This is a genomic window from Maribacter hydrothermalis (assembly GCF_001913155.1).
GTDB classification, from domain to species: Bacteria; Bacteroidota; Bacteroidia; order Flavobacteriales; family Flavobacteriaceae; genus Maribacter; species Maribacter hydrothermalis.
The window spans coordinates 1-24,380 of sequence record NZ_CP018760.1; the positions used below are offsets into that span (position 1 = coordinate 1).

General features: G+C 33.6%; 25 protein-coding genes. 15 read left to right on the forward strand and 10 right to left on the reverse strand.

The window, feature by feature from the left end; genetic code table 11:
- From dnaA to BTR34_RS00015, 3 genes are read left to right on the forward strand one after another with little or no spacing between them, the layout of a single operon-like run.
- On the forward strand, positions 1–1,425 hold the full coding sequence (dnaA, locus tag BTR34_RS00005) for a chromosomal replication initiator protein DnaA (RefSeq protein ID WP_068484623.1): 1,425 nt from the start codon (positions 1–3) through the stop codon (positions 1,423–1,425).
- A 12-nt stretch (positions 1,426–1,437) separates the two neighbouring features.
- A complete protein-coding gene (locus BTR34_RS00010) occupies positions 1,438–1,890 on the forward strand; it encodes a low molecular weight protein-tyrosine-phosphatase (RefSeq protein ID WP_068484622.1) in 453 nt (150 codons plus the stop codon).
- Positions 1,891–2,613 carry an SAM-dependent methyltransferase gene (locus BTR34_RS00015; RefSeq protein WP_068484621.1) on the forward strand — a complete coding sequence of 241 codons (723 nt, stop codon included), beginning with the start codon at positions 1,891–1,893 and terminating at the stop codon, positions 2,611–2,613.
- A 47-nt stretch (positions 2,614–2,660) separates the two neighbouring features.
- Here the strand turns inward: BTR34_RS00015 and BTR34_RS00020 are convergent, their stop codons facing one another.
- From BTR34_RS00020 to dapF, 4 genes are all read right to left on the reverse strand, one after another.
- A complete protein-coding gene (locus BTR34_RS00020) occupies positions 2,661–3,290 on the reverse strand; it encodes a hypothetical protein (RefSeq protein ID WP_068484620.1) in 630 nt (209 codons plus the stop codon).
- A gap of 148 nt (positions 3,291–3,438) precedes the next feature.
- On the reverse strand, positions 3,439–4,482 hold the full coding sequence (mltG, locus tag BTR34_RS00025; protein WP_068484619.1) for an endolytic transglycosylase MltG: 1,044 nt from the start codon (positions 4,480–4,482) through the stop codon (positions 3,439–3,441).
- Positions 4,482–5,006 (reverse strand): GNAT family N-acetyltransferase, encoded by a 525-nt coding sequence (locus tag BTR34_RS00030; RefSeq protein WP_068484618.1) that lies wholly within the window; start codon positions 5,004–5,006, stop codon positions 4,482–4,484. Before BTR34_RS00030 ends, mltG begins: the two co-directional genes overlap by 1 nt.
- Complete coding sequence (gene dapF, locus BTR34_RS00035) at positions 5,000–5,776, reverse strand: diaminopimelate epimerase (RefSeq protein ID WP_068484617.1); 777 nt, start codon at positions 5,774–5,776, stop codon at positions 5,000–5,002. The genes BTR34_RS00030 and dapF overlap by 7 nt, the downstream gene beginning before the upstream one ends.
- Before the next feature lie 128 nt (positions 5,777–5,904).
- Here dapF and BTR34_RS00040 point away from each other — a divergent pair, with 128 nt between their 5' ends.
- From BTR34_RS00040 to BTR34_RS00085, 10 genes are all read left to right on the forward strand, one after another.
- Entirely contained in the window at positions 5,905–7,299 is a 1,395-nt protein-coding gene (locus BTR34_RS00040; protein ID WP_068484616.1) for a S1C family serine protease, read from the forward strand.
- 183 nt (positions 7,300–7,482) lie between these two features.
- The gene (locus BTR34_RS00045) at positions 7,483–8,931 is read left to right on the forward strand and encodes a glyceraldehyde-3-phosphate dehydrogenase (RefSeq protein ID WP_068484615.1); all 1,449 of its coding nucleotides are present in this window, start codon (positions 7,483–7,485) and stop codon (positions 8,929–8,931) included.
- Between the two features lie 141 nt (positions 8,932–9,072).
- On the forward strand, positions 9,073–9,696 hold the full coding sequence (locus tag BTR34_RS00050) for a tRNA (guanine-N1)-methyltransferase (RefSeq protein ID WP_068484614.1): 624 nt from the start codon (positions 9,073–9,075) through the stop codon (positions 9,694–9,696).
- 31 nt (positions 9,697–9,727) lie between these two features.
- Entirely contained in the window at positions 9,728–10,171 is a 444-nt protein-coding gene (locus tag BTR34_RS00055; RefSeq protein WP_068484613.1) for a GNAT family N-acetyltransferase, read from the forward strand.
- Between the two features lie 17 nt (positions 10,172–10,188).
- The gene (trmD, locus tag BTR34_RS00060) at positions 10,189–10,860 is read left to right on the forward strand and encodes a tRNA (guanosine(37)-N1)-methyltransferase TrmD (RefSeq protein ID WP_068485006.1); all 672 of its coding nucleotides are present in this window, start codon (positions 10,189–10,191) and stop codon (positions 10,858–10,860) included.
- A gap of 139 nt (positions 10,861–10,999) precedes the next feature.
- Positions 11,000–11,350, forward strand: a complete 351-nt coding sequence (rplS, locus tag BTR34_RS00065; protein WP_058102993.1) for a 50S ribosomal protein L19 — start codon at positions 11,000–11,002, stop codon at positions 11,348–11,350.
- A gap of 642 nt (positions 11,351–11,992) precedes the next feature.
- A complete protein-coding gene (locus BTR34_RS00070) occupies positions 11,993–14,209 on the forward strand; it encodes an NADP-dependent isocitrate dehydrogenase (protein ID WP_068484612.1) in 2,217 nt (738 codons plus the stop codon).
- A 116-nt stretch (positions 14,210–14,325) separates the two neighbouring features.
- Positions 14,326–16,725, forward strand: a complete 2,400-nt coding sequence (locus BTR34_RS00075) for a TonB-dependent receptor (protein WP_068484611.1) — start codon at positions 14,326–14,328, stop codon at positions 16,723–16,725.
- 3 nt (positions 16,726–16,728) lie between these two features.
- A complete protein-coding gene (locus tag BTR34_RS00080; protein WP_068484610.1) occupies positions 16,729–17,643 on the forward strand; it encodes a DUF4249 domain-containing protein in 915 nt (304 codons plus the stop codon).
- Positions 17,636–17,869, forward strand: a complete 234-nt coding sequence (locus tag BTR34_RS00085) for a DUF6095 family protein (RefSeq protein WP_068484609.1) — start codon at positions 17,636–17,638, stop codon at positions 17,867–17,869. The genes BTR34_RS00080 and BTR34_RS00085 overlap by 8 nt, the downstream gene beginning before the upstream one ends.
- 2 nt (positions 17,870–17,871) lie before the next feature.
- Here the strand turns inward: BTR34_RS00085 and BTR34_RS00090 are convergent, their stop codons facing one another.
- Positions 17,872–18,564 (reverse strand): DUF4294 domain-containing protein, encoded by a 693-nt coding sequence (locus BTR34_RS00090; protein ID WP_068484608.1) that lies wholly within the window; start codon positions 18,562–18,564, stop codon positions 17,872–17,874.
- Positions 18,565–18,668: 104 nt separating this feature from the next.
- Between BTR34_RS00090 and BTR34_RS00095 the strand changes: the two genes are divergently transcribed.
- Positions 18,669–19,760 carry a M42 family metallopeptidase gene (locus tag BTR34_RS00095; RefSeq protein ID WP_068484607.1) on the forward strand — a complete coding sequence of 364 codons (1,092 nt, stop codon included), beginning with the start codon at positions 18,669–18,671 and terminating at the stop codon, positions 19,758–19,760.
- 47 nt (positions 19,761–19,807) lie between these two features.
- Positions 19,808–20,353 carry an NUDIX hydrolase gene (locus BTR34_RS00100; protein WP_068484606.1) on the forward strand — a complete coding sequence of 182 codons (546 nt, stop codon included), beginning with the start codon at positions 19,808–19,810 and terminating at the stop codon, positions 20,351–20,353.
- Between the two features lie 42 nt (positions 20,354–20,395).
- Here the strand turns inward: BTR34_RS00100 and BTR34_RS00105 are convergent, their stop codons facing one another.
- The 5 genes from BTR34_RS00105 to rplI all read right to left on the reverse strand — a co-directional run bounded on the left by BTR34_RS00105 (position 20,396) and on the right by rplI (position 24,380).
- Positions 20,396–20,830: an RbsD/FucU domain-containing protein gene (locus BTR34_RS00105; protein WP_068484605.1), complete on the reverse strand. Its 435-nt coding sequence runs from the start codon at positions 20,828–20,830 to the stop codon at positions 20,396–20,398.
- A gap of 87 nt (positions 20,831–20,917) precedes the next feature.
- Positions 20,918–21,688 (reverse strand): SDR family NAD(P)-dependent oxidoreductase, encoded by a 771-nt coding sequence (locus BTR34_RS00110; RefSeq protein ID WP_068484604.1) that lies wholly within the window; start codon positions 21,686–21,688, stop codon positions 20,918–20,920.
- A gap of 136 nt (positions 21,689–21,824) precedes the next feature.
- Positions 21,825–23,204, reverse strand: coding sequence for a histidine--tRNA ligase (hisS, locus tag BTR34_RS00115; RefSeq protein WP_068484603.1), 1,380 nt, complete (start codon positions 23,202–23,204; stop codon positions 21,825–21,827).
- A gap of 81 nt (positions 23,205–23,285) precedes the next feature.
- Complete coding sequence (locus BTR34_RS00120; protein WP_068484602.1) at positions 23,286–23,762, reverse strand: DUF6495 family protein; 477 nt, start codon at positions 23,760–23,762, stop codon at positions 23,286–23,288.
- A gap of 165 nt (positions 23,763–23,927) precedes the next feature.
- Positions 23,928–24,380 (reverse strand): 50S ribosomal protein L9, encoded by a 453-nt coding sequence (rplI, locus tag BTR34_RS00125; RefSeq protein WP_068484601.1) that lies wholly within the window; start codon positions 24,378–24,380, stop codon positions 23,928–23,930.

The window sequence follows — 24,380 nt, forward strand, 5'->3', positions numbered from 1 at the left end:
ATGAGTGTTACTGCAAATTCCGTTTGGAAAAATTGTTTGGTGTTTATAAAGGATAATATCCAACCGCAGGCATTCAAAACTTGGTTTGAGCCTATTAAGCCCGTTAAATTATCCGAAAACGCGTTAAGCATTCAAGTTCCTAGCAAATTCTTCTACGAGTGGCTTGAAGAACATTACGTTAAACTTTTAAAAGTAGCTTTAACTAAAGAATTAGGAGAAACAGCTAAGTTGGTATATATTATTCGTATGGAAAATACCTACGGAAATAAAGAACCTTTTACTGAAAAAATACCAAGTTCTAACAGGGGTGCAATGGCAGCTCAAGAAATGGATGTTCCTATTAAATCTAAAAATCCTGAATTACGTAATCCCTTTGTTATACCAGGAATTAGGAACATTAAAATAGAATCTCAGTTAAATCCTAATTATAATTTTGACAATTTCCTAGAAGGTGACTCTAACCGTTTGGCGAGATCTGCCGGTATGGCGGTCGCTAATAAACCAGGAGGCACATCATTTAATCCGTTGCTGGTATTTGGTGGGGTTGGTCTTGGTAAAACACATTTAGCGCATGCTATTGGTGTTGAAATAAAAGATAAATATCCAGAACGCACCGTTCTATATATATCTGCAGAGAAATTTACACAACAATATATTGAGTCTGTTAAGAAAAATACTAGAAATGATTTTATTCATTTCTACCAGTTAATAGATGTATTGATTATTGATGATGTACAATTCTTATCAGGTAAATCCGGAACGCAAGATGTATTCTTCCATATTTTCAATCATTTACACCAAAACGGAAAACAAGTAATACTTACGTCTGATAAAGCTCCGGTAGATATGCAGGATATTGAACAACGCTTGTTGTCTCGTTTTAAATGGGGATTATCTGCAGAATTACAGAGTCCGGATTACGAAACAAGAATCTCTATCTTAAAAAACAAGTTATATAGAGATGGTGTTGAAATACCAGAAGACATTATAGAATATGTCGCAAAGCACATTAAAACGAATATTAGAGAATTAGAAGGTGCCATTATTTCTTTGATTGCACAGTCTACCCTAAACAAAAGAGAAGTTACCATTGAGCTTGCGCAACAAGTTGTAGAAAAATTCGTGAAGAACACCAAACGCGAAGTTTCTATTGACTATATACAAAAAGTAGTTTCCGATTACTTTGAAATGGATGTAGCCACTTTACAGTCTAAAACTAGAAAAAGACACATTGTACAAGCAAGACAACTAGCTATGTTCTTTGCCAAGAAGTTTACAAAAGCTTCTTTAGCCAGTATTGGTTCACAAATTGGCAAGCGTGATCACGCTACAGTTCTTCATGCATGCAAAACAGTTGATAACTTAGCAGAAACCGACAAACAATTTCGCAAGTACATTGATGACTTAACAAAGAAATTTTCTTAAAACTTACGTTACATGAAGGTGTTGATGGTTTGCCTAGGAAATATATGCAGGTCTCCATTGGCAGAAGGCATACTTAAAAGTAAAGTAAATGATGCACAAGTACATGTTGATTCAGCGGGTACCGGAGGATACCACCTTGGTAATGCGCCAGACCCGAGATCTATAGAAGTAGCTAGAAAACATGGTTTAGATATTAGTTCTCAAGTATGCAGAAAATTTAATGTTTTAGATTTTGATGAGTTTGATATTATATATGCCATGGACAAAAGTAACTATGCCAATATTATTGATTTAGCAAGAAATAAGATAGATGCGCAAAAAGTAAAGCTACTTTTAAACGAATTAAACTCAGCACACAAGGAGGTCCCCGATCCTTATTATAATTCTGAAGAAGGTTTTGAGAATGTTTTTCAAATGATTGACCAAGCATGCGATGTCATTGCTGCAAGATTAGAAAATAAATAAATGAGCACACAAAACGGGAAAAAAGGTAATGTTTACTTGATACCTTCAACATTAGGTGACATGGCACCTTTAGAGGTGTTACCTATTTCTATAAAACAAACTATAGAACGTTTAGACTACTATGTAGTTGAAAATGAAAAAACCGCTCGCCATTTTATTAAAAAAATAAGCCCTAGAAAATCACAACCTTCTTTAAAACTATCGGTTCTCAACAAGTTTACTGAGCCACAGGAGATTCCTAACTTTCTAAATCCTTGTTTAGATGGTTTCGATGTAGGAATTCTTTCGGAAGCAGGTTGCCCTGGTATTGCCGACCCCGGTGCGGCAGTCGTTAAAATAGCACATGAAAAAAATATTCAAGTAGTTCCATTAGTAGGCCCCTCCTCTATTTTACTTGCATTAATGGCTAGTGGAATGAATGGCCAAAATTTTGCATTTAACGGCTACTTACCTATAGACGGATCTGACCGTAAAAAGTACATAAAAAATTTGGAACGTAAATCTAAAGAAGATAACCAATCTCAAATTTTTATAGAAACACCCTACAGAAATAATAAAATGCTAGAGGAATTAATTAAAACATTAGCTCCTAGCACTAGAATTTGTGTAGCAGCAGACATCACTCTACCCGCCGAATACATAAAAACAAAGACGGCAATAAACTGGAAGAAAGAAAATGTAGATTTACACAAACGACCCGCTATTTTTATTATTCAGGCATAAAAAAACCTTAACAAATAAATGCCAAGGTTTCCCATTTTCATCTCTACTTAAATTCTTGGATTTCGAATCGGCGGAATCAGCGAGATATCATATCCCGAAAACTTTTTCATATAATGGGAAATACTAGTACCATACCCATCTATAATTTCTTTACGTCCCTGCGAGCGTAAATATAATTTAACATTACCTGGACCAGCTAAATGCGCGGCTGCCAATATACCAGATTCTGTAATTTCAATACCACCTATACGCACACCAACGTAGCGCTTAATATCCTTTCTTAAAATCCATTTATTTCGAGAAATGTTTACATTAAAAACCTTCTCTTGTAAAATTGGATCATTTAAAAAATGATTACCGTCGTAAACGCCCACCAGCTCTAAAGTACCTATCCCAAATTGATATTTGCCCAAATAGCCAAAGCTATTGGTTACAAAATAATTGCCTTGTGATTCTTTAAAGGCCAAAGCCTCTTTAAAACCAACATACTGGCTACCAAGAAAGGGGGGAGCAATTTGATAATTCGATAAAAAAGGTTCGTTTTGAGGAAACGAAACTAAAGTAGGTTCTTTTATTTTAAGCAATTCCGGAACTTCAACTTTAAAGGGTTTAAATCCGAAACCAGATAAAATAAACATCATAATAAGAGGACAACATATTAATATCCATCTTCTCATACTTTTTATTTCTTAAGACTTACAGCGACTACTATTTGCTTGCTCAAATTTCTTAAGCAAAGGTAAACCTGAAATAATAAGAGTTTATGAAGGTTCTGTTAAAAGAATACAGATTTAGTTAACAAGTGCTAAAAATCGGTCGATTAGCTTATCTGTTGATTTTCTGAGCATTAATCCATCGGATGTATTGCTCTTTATTTCGGTTATGCTGCGCTAAATTCTCTGCAAACATGTGATAACCGAACTTTTCTACATTAGCAACAAAATAATAATAATTATGTTTTTTAGGGTTTAAAACTGCATCTATCGCAGTAATATCGGGCATTGCAATTGGTCCTGGAGGTAAACCACCATACTTATATGTATTATATGGTGAATTCATTTCTAAATCTTTATATAACACCCTTTTTATAATCGTATCAAAATTCCCTGTTTCTTTTTTTATAGCATAAATAACTGTTGGGTCTGCCTGCAATAACATTCGTGTTCTCAAGCGATTTAGATACACTCCAGCAACTGTAGGTCGTTCATCTACTTTTGCTGTTTCTTTATGCACAATTGATGCTAACGCAATTACCTCATTTGGCTGTAGTCCTATTTTTTTTGCTTTTTCAAGTCTACTTTCGTTCCAAAACCGTTTATACTCTGTTAGCATTCTATCTCTAAAACCTGTAGCTGATGTATTCCAGAAAAACTCATAACTATTTGGAATGTAAGGAGATATTAAATTATCATCATTAAATCCGTTTGCCTTTAAAAAGTCAATATCTGTAAACACCTTCACTAATGAAACACTATCCGCTTCTATTTGACCAGCAATTCTACCTGCTAAGTCGTAAACACTTTCTTGATTATTAAATGAAACTTTAACTGGTAAATTACCGCTACGCAATGAATTAACGATTTCATTATTATTCATACCTTCCTTGACCTTATACTTACCTGCTTTAATATTATCTAAGTATCCCTTTCTTTTGGCCGCAGATTTAAAAGCATCTATATCTTTTAAAACAGGTGACATTTGTTCTATAATATCATTTTCAGAAGCATTGCTTGGAATATATATAAAAGCCTCTTCATTATTAAAACTTGTATTTGGAGTAAAAAATATACCATAAATCATATAAGCAAAGATGCCACCTCCTATTAACCCAAATAGTACAATACCTAATAAAATACGCTTTATATACATTACCTATTTATTTTTTGTAATAAAATTTCATTCTTAAATGTATTCTTATCCCTAATCCAGTCTTTCTTTATACCAATTTCGACGAATCCTAATTTTTTAAACAAATGCAAACTAGCTACATTTTCCTCTAATATATTAGCATAAATTTGTCTTAAACCAAGTATATTAAAAAGGTAATTACATAATATCGAAACAGCCTCACCACCAAAACCTTTATTTCTTTGCTCCTTATCCAGAATTATTATACCGATACCCGCTCTTTTATGATTGGGCTCAAAATCAAATACATCTATTAACCCAACAGCCTTTTCATTTAGGTCACATATAACCAATCTTAATTGTTTTACATCGAACAAGTCTCTATGGGCGTTATCTAAATACAACTGCAATACATTTTTTGAATACGGGGTAATTGTTCCACTTAATTCCCATACATCCGTATCATTCTCAAGTTCAAATAGAAAATCTAAATCGTTTTGCTCTAAGGCTCTTAAATAAATGTGATTTCCTTTTAATGTTACCATGATAACTCTCCTTTAAAAACTTGTTTAGCTTCACCTTTAAGGAATATGTTACTATAAACGCCATTATTCACATCGAAAGTAACCTCCAGATGACCACCAAGCGCCCTAACCCGAACTTTGTTTTCATTAGTTCTTCCTAAATGATACATACCCAATGCAACAGCAGTTACACCCGTACCACATGACAATGTTTCATCTTCAACACCTCTTTCATAGGTTCGTATATTGAATCCGCCCAATTCATTTTTTTCTACAAAATTGATATTACTTCCTTTTTCGCCGTACACCCCATAACGTAACCGAGCACCTTCTTTAACTACATTAAATGATTTCAGCTCATTCACTAATTGTACATGATGTGGAGATCCCGTATTCATAAATAGTGCATCTCCTTTTTCTTTTACTTCATGAACATTGACCATTTTTAAACTGATAACATCGTTTTCAATAATAGCTTCGTGCACCCCATCAACTGCAACAAAAATAGTTTCCTTGCCAATTACGCCAAGAAAATGAGCAAAAGCAACTATGCATCTTCCTCCGTTGCCACACATACTGCTCTCTCTTCCATCTGCATTAAAATACATCATTTTAAAATCTGTATTCTCATCATTTTCTAGTAAAATTAATCCATCAGCACCTACGCCAAATCTACGATTACAAAGTTTTGCAATCAATTCTACATTATCCTTTGGAAATTGATTATTGCGATTATCTATCATCACAAAATCATTTCCAGTTCCTTGATATTTATAAAATGTATATTCCATATAACAGTAGTAGCTACAAAGATAGAACATAATTAAGTTTTTAATAGTAGTTAAAAACTAGTTAAACGCTCAGAAAAGAGCATAAAATCAAGTAATTTTGTGTGGAATTTGTTAAAAGATTAAATATTATGAAAAGAATAGCAAGCCTTCTGCTTGTTTCCATTTTTGCAGGTGCAATTACATTGGGGGCGTATAAATTATTTTTTGAAAAAGAGAACTTTACGATTATATCACAAGAGAATCCCAACGAAATTGTAAATGCAAGCTACACACCTACTTCTGCAAAAGGTGCCGGAATTAATGAGGTCGATTTCACCAATGCTGCAGAAAACACAGTAAATGCCGTTGTACACGTTAAAAACATTACCCTTAGCAAAGGACCCACTAGCATAATCGATTTCTTTTATGGCTCTAGCGGTAGTTCCGTAGTGCCACATGTTGGTACAGGTTCTGGAGTAATCATTTCATCTGACGGATATATCGTTACAAATAATCATGTTATAACTAGAGCTAATCAATTACAAGTTACACTTAATAATAACCGTACTTATAATGCCGATTTGATAGGAACTGACCCTAATTCTGATATTGCATTAATTAAAATAGACCCAGATGAAAAATTGCCTTATTTAGCATTTGGCGATTCTGATCAAACAAAAATTGGTGAATGGGTATTAGCCGTAGGTAACCCTTTTAACCTTACTTCTACCGTTACTGCAGGTATTGTAAGTGCTAAGGCGCGAAACCTTGGAAAAAATCAATCTTTTATACAGACTGATGCTGCTGTAAATCCAGGAAATTCTGGCGGTGCATTGGTAAATACAAATGGAGATTTAATAGGAATTAACACGGCCATCACTTCCCAAACAGGGTCATATGTGGGTTATTCTTTTGCAGTACCTAGCAACATTGCAAAAAAGGTTATTCAAGACATTTTAGAATATGGAAATGTTCAAAAAGGTTTTATGGGCATAAGCCCTGCACCTGTAAATACCAGGGATGCAATAGAAAAAGGAATAAATAATATTGATGGTGTTTATGTTGAATTGGTTGAGGAAGAATCTGCCGCCCAAGAGGCAGGAATTGAAATTGGAGATATTATTAAAAAGGTAGATGAAATAGTCGTTCATAAATACCCCGATTTAACTGGATATCTTTCAACAAAAAGACCTGGCGATACCTTGCAATTTAGTATAGAAAGAAATAATGAGCTATTGATATTACCCTTAACACTAAAAGAAAGGCAAAAATTAATAGTACCGGAAATGGGATTGGAAGTAAAGAATTTAACCGCTCATGACAAAAAGGTATATAAAACCCAAACCGGAGTAAAAATAATTGGCGTACCAGAAAGATATAGAGGTTATGGGTTATCGGAAAAAGTAATAGTTAAAATTGATGAAATTGAAATTGGGAATATAGAGGACGCTTATAATGCGTTTGGAGCAATACCAAAATATGGTAAAACGGTTATTACCATGGTTGGTTCCAACGGTGTACAGGACCGACTCATCTTTCAATAGTAAACTACCACATGGGAAGCTCGTGAAGCATTAAAACGAAATTCAACAATAAATTTCGATTATCGAGTAAATTTCAATAAAAATACAGCCTTCGTAATTTCGAAGGCTTTTTTTTGAAAAATATTTAAATAAGGTACTTAATTTTTCTAATTTTGTGCGAATTCTAAAAAATAATCAATTCTTATGGCTCCACAAACCACATTTGAAAAAGAGCTCGCATTTCAAGCCGACCGTAGAAAAGCTACGACCGAATTTATCAAAATCGTCAGTGATCTCTGGTACGATAAATCAATTGAAATTGTTCTTTTTAAAAATCAGGTTATCGATAAAAATGTAAGTGATATTATGCATTTACATGAATATGCCGGTGAATTTGTACAAAAACCAATTTCAATTTTTGATTCAGTAGAAATATTACGTTCTATTGCCGATATTCCACTACCCCCGTCTAAACTAGATATTGGTAAACTAACGTATGAATATCATTCCGATAAAAATATTTTAACCAATGTAAAAGCATTTGTAATTGAAAAGCTTAAAACAGCACAAGACTTTAAAGACATTGAACCAAAAGATGTTGTTTTGTATGGTTTTGGAAGAATTGGGCGGTTAGTGGCACGAGAGCTAATGTCTAAAACCGGTAAAGGCAATCAATTAAGACTTAGGGCAATTGTAGTTAGAGGAAACCCAAGTAGTGAAAACCTTGAAAAAAGAGCTAGTTTATTAAAAACTGATTCTGTCCATGGTATTTTTAATGGAACTGTAAAAGTAGATTCGGAAAACCAAAAACTAATAATCAATGGCACCACAGTTCATGTTATTTACGCAAATATGCCAGAAGAAATAGATTATTCTGAATATGGAATAAAAGATGCTTTAATTATTGATAATACGGGTGCGTTTAGAAATAAAGAACAATTAGAACGTCATTTAAAAGCTAAAGGCGCATCAAGAGTATTATTAACCGCTCCTGGAAAAGAGATTGCTAATATCGTACATGGCGTAAATCATTTAGAATACAACCCAGATGATACGGAATTGTTTTCTGCAGCATCTTGTACAACTAATGCTATAACTCCAATCTTAAAAGCTATAGAGGAAACTCTAGGCATAGTTAAAGGTCACTTAGAAACCATACACGCTTATACAAACGACCAAAATTTAGTCGACAACATGCACGGTAAGTATAGACGGGGTCGTGCGGCAGCACTAAACATGGTAATTACAGAGACAGGTGCGGGCGAAGCCGTTGCCAAAGCTTTGCCGTCTTTAACAGGTAAGTTAACATCGAATGCGATTCGAGTTCCTGTGCCAAATGGTTCATTAGCTATTCTTAATCTTGAGATATCTCAAAAAACGTCATTAGAGGGTGTAAACTCTATGATTAAGAAATATGCTCTAGAGGGCGATTTAGTAGAGCAAATTAAATATTCTTTAGATAAAGAATTGGTATCGTCAGATATTATTGGCACTTCGGCCCCATCTATTTACGACAGTATGGCTACTATTGTATCGAGTACTGGCAAGAATATTATTTTGTATATCTGGTATGATAATGAATATGGGTATTCGCATCAAGTTATTAGATTAGCGAAATATATTGCCAAAGTACGTCGTTATACTTATTATTAATTTGAAATAAAAGATCTAATTTACATTTCGGAACGTAGTTAAAGAAACATGTATAATGTTTACGCATTTTTTTTTAATTTGACTTTAATAAATTACTTTCGTCAACTCTAAATTATTTCTTTTAACCTAAGAATCTATTTCATGAAATTCTATAGAATACTGCTATTTGTGGCCTTTCTTTTTGCCACTACCCAAATATTTGCACAAGATAACGAAGCAGATGATGATAAGTTATCTTTAGATCAAGGCCCTATCAGTAATCAGTTCGATTATATTGCTAAACGCTCTGGAAATTATAGAGCTGATGGAGTACGATATGAAGTAGTAAAAGAAACCAACCTATTTAAGATTAGGGAAAATGTATTGGATTCAATCGTTGCAATGAATAAAAAGACTAGTGAGTTAAAGTCCACTATTGCCGAGCATGAAACCACAATAACTTCTTTAAACAAAAAATTAGAGGAGACTACTACCAATCTTAGTTCGGTTACAGAAGAGAAAGATAGTATGTCTTTTATTGGTTTGGCCGTATCAAAAGGTACATACAACTTTATATTGTGGACCATTATTGGCGGATTATTTTTATTACTTGGTTTATTCATCTATAAATTTAGAAATAGCAATATTCTTACTCAAGAAGCTAAACAAAACCTCTCTGATCTTGAAATTGAATATGAAGATCACAGAAGAAGATCTCTTGAACGAGAGCAAAAAATAAGTAGACAATTACAAGACGAATTAAATAAACACAAGAAAACTAAATAATTAAAGCTCCTTAACGGAGCTTTTTTTTGATATGATAAACATTAAAAAAATTACGGGATCTCAAGTGGCGGATATTTATCATTTATTTGATAATTATAGAGTTTTCTATAAAATGAAATCAGATACCAAAGCAGCAGCTGTTTTCCTTGATGATAGAATGTTAAATGAGGAATCTATAATTTTTGCTGCCTACAGTAACAAAGTAGCCATTGGTTTTGTTCAATTGTACTTTACCTTCTCATCAGTAAGCTTAGAGAAATCTTTACTACTGAATGATTTGTTTGTCGACTCCAATTTTAGAAATAAATCCGTAGGCAAAGCGTTGCTCTTGAAATCACAAGAGTATTGCAGAATTAATGGATACAAGGGGCTTGCATTAGAAACAGCTATAGACAACCCAGCTCAAAAGCTATATGAGAAATTAGGGTGGTTAAAAGATAATCACTGTTTTCATTACTTTTGGCAGGTGAAATAATGAAGCAAAATAAAAAGATGCGAATAGATATAATAACCGTATTACCAGAATTAATCTCAAGTCCGTTTGAAGCATCCATTTTAAAAAGAGCCATAGAAAAAGGATTGGTAGAAGTACATTTTCATAATCTTAGAGATTACACGGATACTAAATACAGAAATGTTGACGATTATCAATTTGGTGGTGGAGCCGGTATGGTATTAATGATAGAACCTATAGATAAATGTATTACGGAATTAAAATCGCAACGAGATTATGATGAAGTTATCTATATGACTCCCGATGGTACTACATTAAATCAGAAAATTGCAAACACGCTGTCTTTGGTTGAAAACATCATAATTCTTTGCGGTCATTACAAAGGTGTTGACCAACGTGTGAGAGATGCATTCATTACCAAAGAAATATCTATTGGCGACTACGTGCTTTCTGGTGGAGAATTAGGTGCCGCCGTTCTATGCGATACTATAATAAGATTATTGCCAGGTGTTTTAAATGATGAAACCTCTGCATTAACAGATACTTTTCAAGATGGCTTACTGGCTCCGCCCGTATACACTAGACCAGCTGAATATAAAGGCATGAATGTACCTAATGTATTGCTTAGTGGAAATTTTGGTAAGATTGAAGAGTGGCGCGAAAACAAAGCTTTTGAACGTACCGAGAAATTACGACCCGATTTGCTTTAGTCATTCATTGTCAAAAATTAGTAAATAGCGTGTAAAATACTTGTATATTATAATATAAATATTAATTTTGCACCCTGTTAGAATAACCTCTGACGATAATCGTGAATGTTGCTCTAATTTAATTCCAATTAACTATACAATGGAATCATTAATAAAATTTGTACAAGACGAATTCGTAACTAAAAAAGAATTTCCTAAATTTTCAGCTGGTGACACTATTACAGTGTACTATGAAATTAAGGAAGGTGAAAAAACAAGAACTCAGTTCTTTAAAGGTGTTGTTATTCAACGTAGAGGAACTGGCTCTACTGAAACTTTTACTATTCGTAAAATGTCAGGAACGGTTGGTGTTGAGCGTATCTTCCCAATTAACTTACCTGCACTTCAAAAAATTGAAGTTAACAAACGTGGCAAAGTACGTAGATCTAGAATTTACTACTTCCGTGAATTAACTGGTAAGAAAGCTAGAATTAAAGAAGTAAGAGGTTAATTTACTTTCTAAATTATAATAAGCGCTATTTCAATTTTAAGTAGCGCTTTTTTTATGAACAAAAGTTAATAACACCTGTTCATAATATGTTGATTAATAAATATTTACAAAATTTACGAATTATTGAATTTTTTTTGTAAATTGTAATGTGATTGATAAATATGATGGCAAAACAGTATATTTTAAAATCACTACGAAGTTTACGTTCTTTCGTATTGTTGTTTGACCATAATAATTTAATGTAAATTAAATATGGTTATTTTAAATTTTAAGGCTGTCGCTTTTATAATTTAAAATTAATTTAATATTTAAAAACGCTATATACTAGGTTTTTAATATTTTATGATGACAATAAAAAAGAAATGATGAGTAGGTGTTAGATTCCATATCTCAATATCGAAAAACATTTTAAACGTTGAAATCGTGAAGCGGGTGCAATCAAGGGTTGCCGTTTTAATGTAAAATTAGAACAAACTGTCCGTAAACTTTTTCTAGAAAGCCATATCATTGTATGCGTACATTGATATGGCTTTTATTATTTAACAAATCTTCTTTCCCAGCCTTAAATATTAGGGCAGTTCCTATTATTTTAGCCTTTATAAAATTGTATATTTGTGGTGCTTAAATTAAAACAAACCGCGAATGTCCAAAATTTTTTATACCAAAACAGACGAAGCTCCAGCGTTGGCTACGGAGTCTTTTTTACCTATTGTAAAAGCTTTTACAAAATCTTCCGGAATTGAAATTGAAACAAAAGATATTTCTTTAGCTGGCAGAATAGCTGCTACTTTTCCTGAATTTTTATCTAAAGATCAACAGGTATCCAACGATTTAGAAGAATTGGGCAAAATGGCAAAACAACCGGAAGCAAACATTATTAAATTACCCAACATTAGTGCTTCTGTACCTCAATTAAATGAAGCAATAAAAGAATTGCAATCTAAAGGGTATAAATTACCAAATTACCCTGATGATCCTAAAAATGAAGAGGATAAAGTAATAAAGGCCAAGTACGATAAAATAAAAGGAAGTGCTGTTAACCCCGTTTTACGTGAAGGAAACTCTGACCGTAGAGCACCAAGAGCTGTAAAAAATTACGCAAAACAAAATCCACATAGCATGGGAGCTTGGAGTTCAGAATCTAAAACGCACGTGGCAACCATGGGTGCTGGAGATTTTCAGGCAAATGAAAAATCTCTTACCATAAAAAACACTACTTCTGTTCAAATTAAATTAATTTATTCAACATCTGAAAATATTCTTAAAGATAAAATTGAATTACAAGCAGGCGAAATAATCGATGCCACCGTAATGAATAAGCATGCTTTATTGGAGTTTTTACAAAAAGAAATTAAGGATGCAAATGATAAAGGAGTGCTTTTCTCTGTACATTTAAAAGCTACAATGATGAAAGTTTCTGACCCAATTATTTTTGGTCATGTTGTCGAAACATTCTTAAAACCTGTTTTTGTTAAGCATTCTATCACTTTTGATGAATTAGGAATTAGCCCTAATGATGGTTTAGCTAGTTTATATCAAAAGATTGAAAAACTTTCGAAAAGTAAAAGAGACACTATAAACAAAGATTTAGATGAAGCTTTAGCCAATGGCCCCGATTTGGCTATGGTAAATTCAGATAAAGGCATTACCAACCTACACGTACCTAGTGATATTATTATTGACGCATCAATGCCTGCAATGATAAGAAATTCGGGTAAAATGTGGAATGCTCAAGGGAAGGCTCAAGATACTAAAGCTGTTATTCCAGATAGTAGTTATGCTGGTATTTACAGTGCTACTATTGAATTTTGCAAAACACATGGAGCTTTTGACCCAACCACTATGGGTACTGTACCAAATGTTGGCCTTATGGCTCAAAAAGCAGAAGAATATGGCTCACATGACAAAACATTTGAAATAAAACAAAACGGTACTGTTCAAGTTGTTGAATTAGCAACAGGAAAGGTTCTAATAGAACACAATGTGAGCAAAGGTGATATTTGGCGAATGTGCCAAGTAAAAGACGCTCCAATTCAGGACTGGGTTAAATTAGCCGTTTCTAGAGCTAAAGCAACAAATGACCCTGCTATATTCTGGTTAGATGAAAACAGGGCTCATGATGCTGAACTAATTAAAAAAGTAAAAACCTACCTTGCCAAAGAAGACACTAAAGGCTTAGACATACAAATAATGTCACCAATTAAAGCTACCGAGTTTACTTTAAAAAGAATGAAAGCTGGTAAAGATACTATTTCCGTTTCCGGTAATGTATTACGCGATTACCTTACCGACCTTTTCCCAATTTTAGAAGTTGGCACTAGCGCTAAAATGCTGTCTATTGTACCATTAATGAACGGTGGAGGACTTTTTGAAACAGGTGCTGGGGGTTCTGCCCCAAAGCATGTTGAACAATTTTTAGAAGAAGGCCATCTTAGATGGGATTCTTTAGGTGAATTTTTGGCGTTAGGCGTTTCTTTGGAGTTTTACGGTGAGAAAAACTCTAATGCTGCGGCAAAAGTTCTTGGCGACACTTTAGATAGTGCAACTGAGAAATTTTTACTGAACGATAAATCTCCTTCTAGAAAGGTGAAAGAAATAGACACTCGAGGAAGTCATTTCTATTTAGCTAAGTACTGGGCTGAAGCACTAGCATCTCAAAATGATAATGCAGAATTAAAATCAATATTCACAAAAGTTAGTACTGAAATTAACGAAAAAGAATCTCAGATTCTCAAAGAATTAATTGATGCTCAGGGTTCAAAACAAGAAGTAGGCGGTTATTATAAACCAGACCCAATTTTAGTTGAAAAAGCCATGAGGCCAAGTAGTACATTAAATAGCATTTTGGAAGCTATTTAACCATATTTTAAAATAATTTATATACCCTCAATATTTGTTGAGGGTATTTTTTTGAAGTATTTTTTAATATTTAACTGATATCCTCTATATCTAACTATTTTTACAATAAAAATTTAATGAAAGAATATACTACGCCTATTCTTATACTATTTTTATTTTTTTCTTCGTTGAGCTGGAGTCAACAAAAATATACTTTAAGCGGAACAATATCTGAAATTAGCAGTAACGAAACTCTTATTGGTGTTACCATTGCTATTCCTGCATTAAACACAGGCGTTACTACTAATGAATATGGTTTTTATTCCATAACATTACCAGAAGGCACATACAAGGTATTAATAAGCTACTTAGGTTTTAAAGATATTCTACAAGAAATTACCCTTACAGAAAATAAACGTCTAGATTATCTACTTGAAGAAGAAGCAGAGGAATTAGAAGAAGTTGTGGTGACGGAGAATGTTGAAAAAATGGACATTAGAAAACCGCAAATGAGTGTAAACACATTATCTGTAGGTACTATAAAGAAAATACCGGTTATTCTCGGCGAGGCCGATGTTATAAAATCCATTTTGCTATTACCCGGTGTTACAAATGCAGGTGAGGGAGCTTCAGGATTCAACGTGCGTGGTGGCGCCGTTGACCAAAATCTGATATTATTGGATGAGGCCATAATTTTCAATTCATCCCATCTTTTCGGTTTTTTTTCCGTTTTTAACCCAGATGCGATTAAAGACATTAAATTGTATAAAGGCGGTATTCCCGCTCGTTATGGAGGCCGGGTTTCATCGGTACTTGATATTTTTCAAAAAGAAGGAAACAGTAAGGAATTTAAGATGAACGGTGGCATTGGTGCCGTAGCCAGTAGACTTTTGTTGGAGGGACCTATTAAAAAAGACAAGGCAGCATTTCTCATAGGAGGCCGAGCTTCGTATGCCCATTTGTTCCTGCCACTTTTCGATATTGATAATACAGCTTATTTCTATGACCTGAATACCAAACTAAATTACCGATTGAACGAAAAGAACAATATTTTTCTCTCAGGATATTTTGGTAGGGATGTTTTCGGTATTAGCGATAGTTTTGTAAATACTTATGGGAATGCAGTTGGAAATTTTAGATGGAATCACCTTTTCTCAGATAAATTGTTCTCCAACCTTTCCATCATTTACTCCGATTATTACTATGGTTTAAAATTAGATTTCGTAGGGTTTAATTGGAATTCTGGTATCCGAAATTTTAATATTAAATACGATTTAAAACACTATGCCAATGATAAATTGCAAATCAATTACGGTGTCAACAATGTATATTATCAATTTAATCCTGGTAAAATAGAACCAAGTAATTCTGAATCTGGCATTGTTGAAGAACAATTAATACAAAAATATGCTAACGAATTTGCAGGTTATATAGATGTAGAACAAAAAATTACAGAAAATTTAAGTATTGGCTATGGCTTACGTTTAAGTCAATTTATTCGATTGGGCCAAGATGAATTGAATGTATATGCCAATAATTTGCCTGTAGAGTTTAATCCTTTTCAATTAATATACACTGAAGCAAAACCTATAGATGTTATTAAACCTGGTCGAAGAAAAACATTATCTACCTTTTATAATCTTGAACCAAGAGCTTCAATGTCATATACTTTAAATGAATCAAGTTCCATTAAAGCCAGTTATACAAGATTATCACAATACCTTCACCTTTTATCGAACACAAGCTCCCCCACTCCGTTAGATGTTTGGACCCCAAGTGGGCCGTTTATTAAACCTCAATTGTTGGATCAATATGCCTTTGGCTATTTTAAAAATATAAAAGATGGTCAATTTTCTGTTGAAAGTGAGGTTTTTTATAAAGATGTGCAAAATAGAATAGATTACATTGACGGGGCCAATTTAATTGCCAATAACGCTATAGAACAAGTCATTTTAAATGGCGAGGCAAGAGCATACGGCTTAGAATTTTTGCTTCGTAAGAACGAAGGAAAGCTACAAGGGTGGCTTGCATATACCTTATCTAAATCAGAACAGCGAACGCCAGGTAGAGCACCAGTTATCGATAATGGCCGTAGTAATTTAGAATCTGGAATCAACTTTGGAAACTGGTATAATACGCCTTATGATAAAACACATGATATCTCAATGTTTTTGAGTTACGACCTAAATAAAAAGTGGAGTTTTAGTAGTAATTTCACCTATCAAACGGGGCAGCCAACCAATTACCCAATTGGTCAATTTGAATTTCAAGGTTTAACGGTTCCATATTATGGCCTACGGAATATACAAAGACTGCCCGCTTACAACAGACTTGACTTATCAGCCACATTAACTCCTAAAAAGAATAGTAATAAAAAAATAAAAGGCGAATGGGTATTTAGCATTTATAATTTGTACAACAGGCGAAATGCCGCTTCTATTAATTTTAGACGTAATGACGATACTGGCGCAAATGAGGCGGTTAGAACTTCAATTTTTGGAATCGTACCAGCAGTAACCTATAACTTTAAATTTTAAGCTATGAAACGTTATATATTACTATTATTATTGGCTTTTTCGTTTTTGGTTTCTTGTGAAGACGTTATTGAACTTGAATTACCTGAAAACGATACAAGACTAATTGTAAATGGGGTAATAAGAGTAGATGAAACACAAGAATATTTACCTATAGAAATTTTAGTCACAGAAAGTAGTTCTTTTCTAAATAACAATACAATTGCATCCATAGAAAGTGCTATTATTTTCTATGGAACCCCAAACCCCGATGCTCCAGAAATTTTAGAAGGTGGTGGAATTTCTAACTTGACAGAACTTGAGCCTGGAAGCGGAAAATGGGTTCCAGATCCTTCTTTCGATAGTGAACAAAGAATTAGAGTAAGTAACATTGATGAAGGGGATGTATTTCAACTAATTATAACCACAAGCCAGGAACGTTTTTTTGCAACGACCACTTATGTAAAATCAGTACCAATAGATTCATTAATTCAAGGTGACCAAACGCTATTTTCCGGTAATGAAACAGAGGTAATTGTAACCTTTACCGATAATGGCGAACGTAATGATTATTATATACTTGATTTCGATTTTGATGAATATTTAGTTACAGAAGATGAGTTTTATCAAGGACAGACGTTTGTATTTTCTTATTTTTATGATAATGACTTAGAAATAAATACAAGTGTAACTGTTGAAATTAGCTTGCTTGGTGCTGATGAATCTTTCTATAATTATATGAATCAAATAATTGTACAATCTGGCGGGGACCAAGGACCTTTTCAAACTCCTGCGGCAACAGTTCGTGGAAATATTATCAATGTAAGTGGATTAAATAATATAGAAATTTTTGACAATGTAGAGCGTTCCGACAACTATGCATTAGGTTATTTTGCCATCGTGCAAGAATATAAAGAAACGATAACAATAACAAATGAGTAGAACTAATAAAGATTTATTGGTAACTGGCTTAAAACACTTAGCTTTTACGGTATTTTTAATGTTTACCGCTCCACTAATACTATGGCAAGCTTTTAAAAATCAAGAACATTTTTTGTTTTGGCCCGTTTGTATTTTAGGTATTGTAATTGCATTCTATGCCGTATTTATGGGGTTTAAGGGAATCCAAACTATAGTAAATGCCGTATTCGGTAAAAAAAAGAAATAGGATTATTGTTTTGGAATTTCTGTAGTTTTTTTCCACTTGTTATATAGCGCATCATAATCATAATCCAAAACCGTTGCCTGCCGTTCTAACGTACCCTTTGAAAAAGCTCTTTGTAAAATATCTTCTATCAAATAATCTTCTTCTATCAAATCTGGATGAAATTCTTCTTTAATACTAATACTAAACAATTTGGCAGTAGTATTATACCAAAATGCCCGCCAGCCATTACGTAAATCCTTAACCAAGTCAAAAGCCGTTGTTCCTGTTTGCCTATAAATAAGTTTAACTAAAATTTGACCTTCCGTGCGTGTTAATTTTTTTAGCTCTTCTGAAAATTCTTCCTCAATAAACTTTTGAACCTTTTTTGTATACTTTTTACGCTTTCTGTTATTCTTCATATAAACCAAGCTATCGTTCAATTCAACTAAACGCTCAGCAGCCATTTTTGCGTATGGGTATACCTTTTCAGTTTTCCTTCTTAATATGTAGTACCGTAATTTATCATCGTATGATGAAAACTTCAGTTTACCAAAAACATATGCTTCTTCTAAGGCAATGGAACTTTGTATCAATGAATCACCAGCTACAATAATCATTTGTTCAGCTATCGAATCTAGCTCCTGTTCTTCCACCTGTGCATTGCCTATAAATGCACTAGTCAAGAAAATTAAAAAGTATAAGATGTTATTTTTCATTACCATGAGCTAAGCAAAAGTCTTGCCAAAATTAACGATAAATAAAGAAGGTTATTATTAATACAACGCTAATATTGTTAAGTTTGTATCTTAAAATAACATTGATGGCTGATAAAAAAATAATTAATAAAAAGTCTTTAGATTTTTTTGAAAAATACTTGAATAATGCCGCTCCTACAGGGTACGAATGGGAAGGGCAAAAATTATGGATGAATTACCTAAAACCATATGTAGACACCTTTATAACAGACACCTATGGTTCTGCAGTTGGCGTAATAAATCCTGATGCTAAATATAAGGTAGTAATTGAAGGACATGCAGATGAGATTTCATGGTACGTAAATTATATTACAGATAATGGTTTATTGTATGTAATTCGTAATGGAGGTAGTGATCATCAAATAGCACCATCAAAATGGGTTAACATCCATACAAAAAATGGCATAGTAAAAGGAGTATTTGGCTGGCCTGCAATTCATACACGTAAAGGGGATAAAGAAGAATTAGCTCCAAAACTAGATAATATTTGTATTGACATTGGTGCAAAAGATAAAGCAGAAGTTGAAAAAATGGGTGTTCATGTAGGTTGTGTTATTACCTATCCAGATACATTTCATATTTTAAATGATGATAAGTTTGTCTGTAGAGCAATCGACAACCGTGCAGGTGGATTTATGATTGCAGAGGTTGCTCGTTTACTACATGAGAACAAGATAAAATTACCATTTGGACTTTATATAACGAACTCCGTTCAAGAGGAAATAGGGCTACGTGGAGCTGAAATGATTACGAATACTATAAAACCTAATGTTGCTATCATTACTGATGTTTGTCATGACACTACAACTCCTATGATTGAGAAAAAGGTTCAAGGACACACCGAAATCGGAGCAGGACCTGTTATTTCATTTGCACCCGCGGTACAGAATAAGCTTCGTGAGCGTATAATAGAAACCGCCGAGGAGAAAAAAATTCCATTTCAACGTATGGCTGCTTCAAGAGCTACAGGTACTGATACTGATGCCTTTGCTTATAGCAATGGTGGGGTTGCATCTGCATTAATTTCACTTCCTTTGCGTTACATGCATACTACTGTAGAAATGGTTCATAAAAATGATGTAGAAAACGTTATTCGATTAATTTATGAAACACTCTTAACTATCAAAGAAGGCGAAACATTTAGCTACTTTGATTAAATAACTGAAAGCCTCCTAAGTTTAGGGGGCTTTTTTTATGAAATTCTATGGATGAATTAATTGATATTTTAGATGCTAATGGTAACAAGACGCATACCACCAAAATGAAGTCTGAAGCTCATAAAAATGGATGGTTTCACCAAACCGTTCATATTTGGTTCTTCACAAGAGATGGTTTTATTTTAATGCAAAAACGTGGTAAAGAAAAGGATGTTTATCCTTTACTGTGGGATGTTTCCGTAGCAGGTCATATTGCTTCCGGTGAAGATATTGTTGTTGCTGCTTTACGAGAAGTACAGGAAGAAATAGGCTTAATAATCTCGCCTTCTAATTTGGAAAAAATAGGGATTTTTAAATCAGTTCAAAATCATTCGGAAATACTTAAAGACTATGAATTTCATCACACGTTTATAGCAGAACTAAAAACATCATTTGATACGCTACAAAAACAATACAGTGAGGTTGAGGCCTTAAAGCTAGTTTCTTTAAATAAGTTTAACAAAGAAATTAAGAATGTTCATAAATATAATTATGTACCACATGACTTTTCTTATTATGAAACCATTTTTAAAAAAATATACAATAAATTATAAAATCCTTAAAAATTGTTTCCCTTCTCAAAAATCTTTAATTTATTAAAACCCCGACTCTTCAGCCATTTTCACTACTCCGACAGTTAATATTAAATTAGCAAAACGGCGTTGCTCCCCTGTTTGTATAATTAAAGTGGTGTTTTGGTCTCTAATTTTATCGTAAAAAGCCCAACGCTCCATTTCATCCCAGGTTACATTACCTAGTAATCTTTTATACGCATCATAAATTTCTGCATTTGCTTCAGCAGGTTTCTCCATAACTATTGCTCCTTGAACGGGACAAATTTCGAGTATACCTTCAAGAACAGTTAGTGCATCTAAAAGACCTGGTCTAAAATTTAGATGTACCGTGGTAGAATTTGGCCCTTTCATTGCTCCAACGGGTAAATTACCATCTGCAATGACAACTTGCGCAAAATGGCCTGAACGCGCAAGCGCTTCCATAATTGTTGGATGTATTACCGGAGTCTTAAGCATAATTTAATCTATTAAATTGAAAGTAAAAAAAGCACTAGAAGCTTTAAACTAACTAGTGCTCTATAATTTTAAAACTATAATTCTTAATTACATATTATAAACACCGCCATTAATATCTAGCGTAGCACCGGTAATAAAGCCATCATATTCAGACGCTAAATAAACAACTGCCCTTGCTACGTCAGCTGCATTACCTGCTCGCTGAATAGGAATACCTTTTGTAGTTTCTGCCGCTGATTCTTTAGTTGTATGTGTGTTGTGAAAAGACGTCCCTAAAATAAGTCCTGGAGCAACTGCATTTACTCTTGTACCCTGTGGTCCTAATTCTGAGGCAAGTGCCCGCGTATAGGTTAATATTGCGCCTTTACTGGTAGAATAGACCAGAGATCCAGGATGTCCCCCTTTACGCCCAGCTAGTGAAGCTAAGTTGACTATGCTACTATTTTCATTCTTTGCCAAATAAGGTGCCGCTGATCTCGTTACGAACATCATTGAGGTAAGATTAATATCCATCACCTTATGCCAAAATTCAGTTTCCATTTCGCTAAGCATCTTGCGTGCCACTAATGAACCGGCATTGTTAATCAAGATATTTAGACCTCCTAAAGCTTCAACTGTTTTTTCTACTATTGCATTGGCTTCTTCTTCTTTCGTAAGATCTCCGCTAATTGCAATTGCTTTTACACCTTTATCCTTAGCATATTTTACTAATTCATTTGCAGTATCTGCACTAGAAAAATAATGAATAGCAACATTGGCACCGCTGTTTATAAAATGCTTAGTTATTGCTTCTCCAATTCCCTGAGCCCCAGCAGTAATAAGAATATTTTTACCCGATAATTTGTTACTATTTGTCATGATTTTTTAATTAAAAACTTGATTTTGTTTTGATTTAAATCCATTTTAATCATACCATAGAAAACTGCACAACCAAATTGGTTAACCAAATATAATCAAAAATGACTCAGTAAAATATAAACTGCTTCTAAAGCTTTTAGTTTAAATGGGCTATAAAATCAGAAACTTTGTCTAAACTGTATTCTTCTTGCGAACCTTCTTTCATGTTTTTAACAATGAACGTATTAGTATCCAACTCTTGGTTCCCTATTAAAACGACATATGGTACATTTCGATTATTGGCGTACTTCATCTGTTTTTGCATTTTAGCACTCGAAGGGTAAATATCAGCTTTAACACCTACCTTTCGTAATTGCGTTACTAATTTTAAAGCTGCCATCGCTTCTTTATCACCAAAATTGACGCATAGTACTTGCAGTGATTGATCAATTGCCTTTGGAAAAAGACCTAATTCTTCTAAAACTAAATAAATTCGATCAAGACCAAAAGAAATACCCACGCCACTAACATCTTTCAATCCAAAAATACCAGTTAAATCATCATAACGACCGCCACCACCTATTGAGCCCATTGAAACTCCTTCTGGCGCCGCAACTTCAAAAATTGCTCCGGTATAATAATTTAGCCCACGTGCCAAAGTAACATCTATTGCTAATTTAGCCGTTTGTAAACCTAAGTTAGAAACTGTATTCATAATAAACCGAAGCTCTTCTAAACCTTTCTTACCTTCTTTTGAATCTTTTAAAAGTGTATCTAAACTATTTAATTGCTCGTCGTTACTACTCTGGGATAAAAATAATGGGGAAGCCTTTTCAATGGCTTCTTGAGAAATACCTTTAGCAAGCATTTCGTTTTTAACTCCGTCCTCCCCTATTTTATCCAATTTATCAAGAGCTACCGTAAAATCTATTAATAAATGTTTTGCACCTATTACTTCTGCAATACCTGCCAAAATTTTCCTGTTATTCATTTTAATGGTTACACCTTCAAGTTTTAGCTCGGAAAATACAGCATCATACAATTGAATTAATTCTACCTCTTGCAATAAAGAATCTGACCCTACGACATCTGCATCACATTGAAAAAACTCCCTAAAACGCCCCTTTTGCGGTCTGTCCGCTCTCCAAACTGGTTGAATTTGATATCGTTTAAATGGAAAGTCTATTTCATTTTGATGCATTACCACATAACGCGCAAAGGGCACGGTTAAATCGTACCGAAGTGCTTTTTCTGTAATTTTAGGAGCAATACTATTGGAGTCTTTTGAACTATACGTTACATCATCTACTTTATTAATAAAGTCTCCAGAATTTAAAATCTTAAAAATAAGTCGGTCGCCCTCTTCTCCATATTTACCCAATAATGTATCCGAATTCTCAAAAGAAGGTGTTTCTATAGGTTGAAAACCATAGGTCTGAAAATTCTTCTTGATAATATCAAAAATATAATTACGTTTTGCAATTTCAGAAGGCGTAAAATCGCGAGTTCCTTTTGGTATAGATGGTTTCTGTGCCATTATTTTTTTATTGTAATGTAAATATAGCCTTCATAGTGTAAGACTACAATTAAGAATTAAAAATACAAATAGTGAAATCTGTTATGAGGTCTCAATAACCTTTTCGAACCACTGGTATAAATCTCCTTTGGTAATTACCGCTCCTTGTTGTAGCAATAAAAATTTATCAAGGTTTCTATCGTCCGTATATGCTTTTGAAGCGGTTAAGTACTCTACAAAATCTGATTGCCAGTTCTTTTTAAACCAATCAAAACCAACTTGAGTAGTAAGGTCTATATTTGGATTCGTCACTTTTACAGAAATAAGTTTCATTTCCTTATCCGTTAAGAAAAACAAATGCATTTGTGTATTTGAAATATTCTCTAAATATGAAACTTTATTTAAAACACCTTCCCAAACTAAATCACTAAATACATCTATTTCCTCTTCCGCAACTTTAGGCTTGTCTCTTTTTATAGAATCCCATTCATCGCCAGTAATTGATTGAGTTGCTAAAAAGTTAATAAACTCCGGATGCAGCTCTTCTAATTGTTCTTTTGTTAGCCTTGTATATTTCATAAAATGGTATGTATTGTATTTATTGTCGGTCTGTTCACCCTTAAAAAACTAAACTTACTTTTTAAAATTTTATTCGGGTACAAGATTAACAATGTTCATTTCGCAACAAATCAAAAAAAAGCCCTCCAGTAAACTGAAAGGCTCATATCTTCAATAATCTATGAATTATTTTTGCTCTGCAATTACTTCGAATCCAAAATCAACTACAACCTCACGGTGTAATCTAATTTGAGCATTGTATGGTCCGGTTCTTTTAACAGCACCACCTTGAATACTTATGAATTTTTTATCGATTGCATGACCGTCCTTAGCCAAAGCATCTGCCAAATCACCATTTGTAACAGAACCGAATAATTTATCGGCAGCTCCCGTTTTAGCAGTAATTTTCAACTCTAAAGCTTTCAATGCCTCTTCGGTCTTCTTAGCGGCATCAACAACTTTTTTCTCTTTATGTGCTCTTTGCTTTAAGTTTTCAGCTAAAACTTTTTTAGCGGATACTGTTGCCATAGTAGCTAAGCCTTGAGGTATTAGGAAATTTCTTCCATATCCATTCTTAACATTTACTACGTCATCTTTAAAACCTAAGTTCTGTACGTCTTCTTTTAATATAAGCTCCAT

Bases quoted from the DNA above. Each gene is read 5' to 3' on its own strand.
- dnaA (WP_068484623.1), top strand. From the start codon at position 1: ATGAGTGTTACTGCAAATTCCGTTTGGAAAAATTGTTTGGTGTTTATA.
- BTR34_RS00010 (WP_068484622.1), top strand. From the start codon at position 1,438: ATGAAGGTGTTGATGGTTTGCCTAGGAAATATATGCAGGTCTCCATTG.
- BTR34_RS00015 (WP_068484621.1), top strand. From the start codon at position 1,891: ATGAGCACACAAAACGGGAAAAAAGGTAATGTTTACTTGATACCTTCA.
- BTR34_RS00020 (WP_068484620.1), bottom strand. From the start codon at position 3,290: ATGAGAAGATGGATATTAATATGTTGTCCTCTTATTATGATGTTTATT.
- mltG (WP_068484619.1), bottom strand. From the start codon at position 4,482: ATGTATATAAAGCGTATTTTATTAGGTATTGTACTATTTGGGTTAATA.
- BTR34_RS00030 (WP_068484618.1), bottom strand. From the start codon at position 5,006: ATGGTAACATTAAAAGGAAATCACATTTATTTAAGAGCCTTAGAGCAA.
- dapF (WP_068484617.1), bottom strand. From the start codon at position 5,776: ATGGAATATACATTTTATAAATATCAAGGAACTGGAAATGATTTTGTG.
- BTR34_RS00040 (WP_068484616.1), top strand. From the start codon at position 5,905: ATGAAAAGAATAGCAAGCCTTCTGCTTGTTTCCATTTTTGCAGGTGCA.
- BTR34_RS00045 (WP_068484615.1), top strand. From the start codon at position 7,483: ATGGCTCCACAAACCACATTTGAAAAAGAGCTCGCATTTCAAGCCGAC.
- BTR34_RS00050 (WP_068484614.1), top strand. From the start codon at position 9,073: ATGAAATTCTATAGAATACTGCTATTTGTGGCCTTTCTTTTTGCCACT.
- BTR34_RS00055 (WP_068484613.1), top strand. From the start codon at position 9,728: ATGATAAACATTAAAAAAATTACGGGATCTCAAGTGGCGGATATTTAT.
- trmD (WP_068485006.1), top strand. From the start codon at position 10,189: ATGCGAATAGATATAATAACCGTATTACCAGAATTAATCTCAAGTCCG.
- rplS (WP_058102993.1), top strand. From the start codon at position 11,000: ATGGAATCATTAATAAAATTTGTACAAGACGAATTCGTAACTAAAAAA.
- BTR34_RS00070 (WP_068484612.1), top strand. From the start codon at position 11,993: ATGTCCAAAATTTTTTATACCAAAACAGACGAAGCTCCAGCGTTGGCT.
- BTR34_RS00075 (WP_068484611.1), top strand. From the start codon at position 14,326: ATGAAAGAATATACTACGCCTATTCTTATACTATTTTTATTTTTTTCT.
- BTR34_RS00080 (WP_068484610.1), top strand. From the start codon at position 16,729: ATGAAACGTTATATATTACTATTATTATTGGCTTTTTCGTTTTTGGTT.
- BTR34_RS00085 (WP_068484609.1), top strand. From the start codon at position 17,636: ATGAGTAGAACTAATAAAGATTTATTGGTAACTGGCTTAAAACACTTA.
- BTR34_RS00090 (WP_068484608.1), bottom strand. From the start codon at position 18,564: ATGAAAAATAACATCTTATACTTTTTAATTTTCTTGACTAGTGCATTT.
- BTR34_RS00095 (WP_068484607.1), top strand. From the start codon at position 18,669: ATGGCTGATAAAAAAATAATTAATAAAAAGTCTTTAGATTTTTTTGAA.
- BTR34_RS00100 (WP_068484606.1), top strand. From the start codon at position 19,808: ATGGATGAATTAATTGATATTTTAGATGCTAATGGTAACAAGACGCAT.
- BTR34_RS00105 (WP_068484605.1), bottom strand. From the start codon at position 20,830: ATGCTTAAGACTCCGGTAATACATCCAACAATTATGGAAGCGCTTGCG.
- BTR34_RS00110 (WP_068484604.1), bottom strand. From the start codon at position 21,688: ATGACAAATAGTAACAAATTATCGGGTAAAAATATTCTTATTACTGCT.
- hisS (WP_068484603.1), bottom strand. From the start codon at position 23,204: ATGGCACAGAAACCATCTATACCAAAAGGAACTCGCGATTTTACGCCT.
- BTR34_RS00120 (WP_068484602.1), bottom strand. From the start codon at position 23,762: ATGAAATATACAAGGCTAACAAAAGAACAATTAGAAGAGCTGCATCCG.
- rplI (WP_068484601.1), bottom strand. From the start codon at position 24,380: ATGGAGCTTATATTAAAAGAAGACGTACAGAACTTAGGTTTTAAAGAT.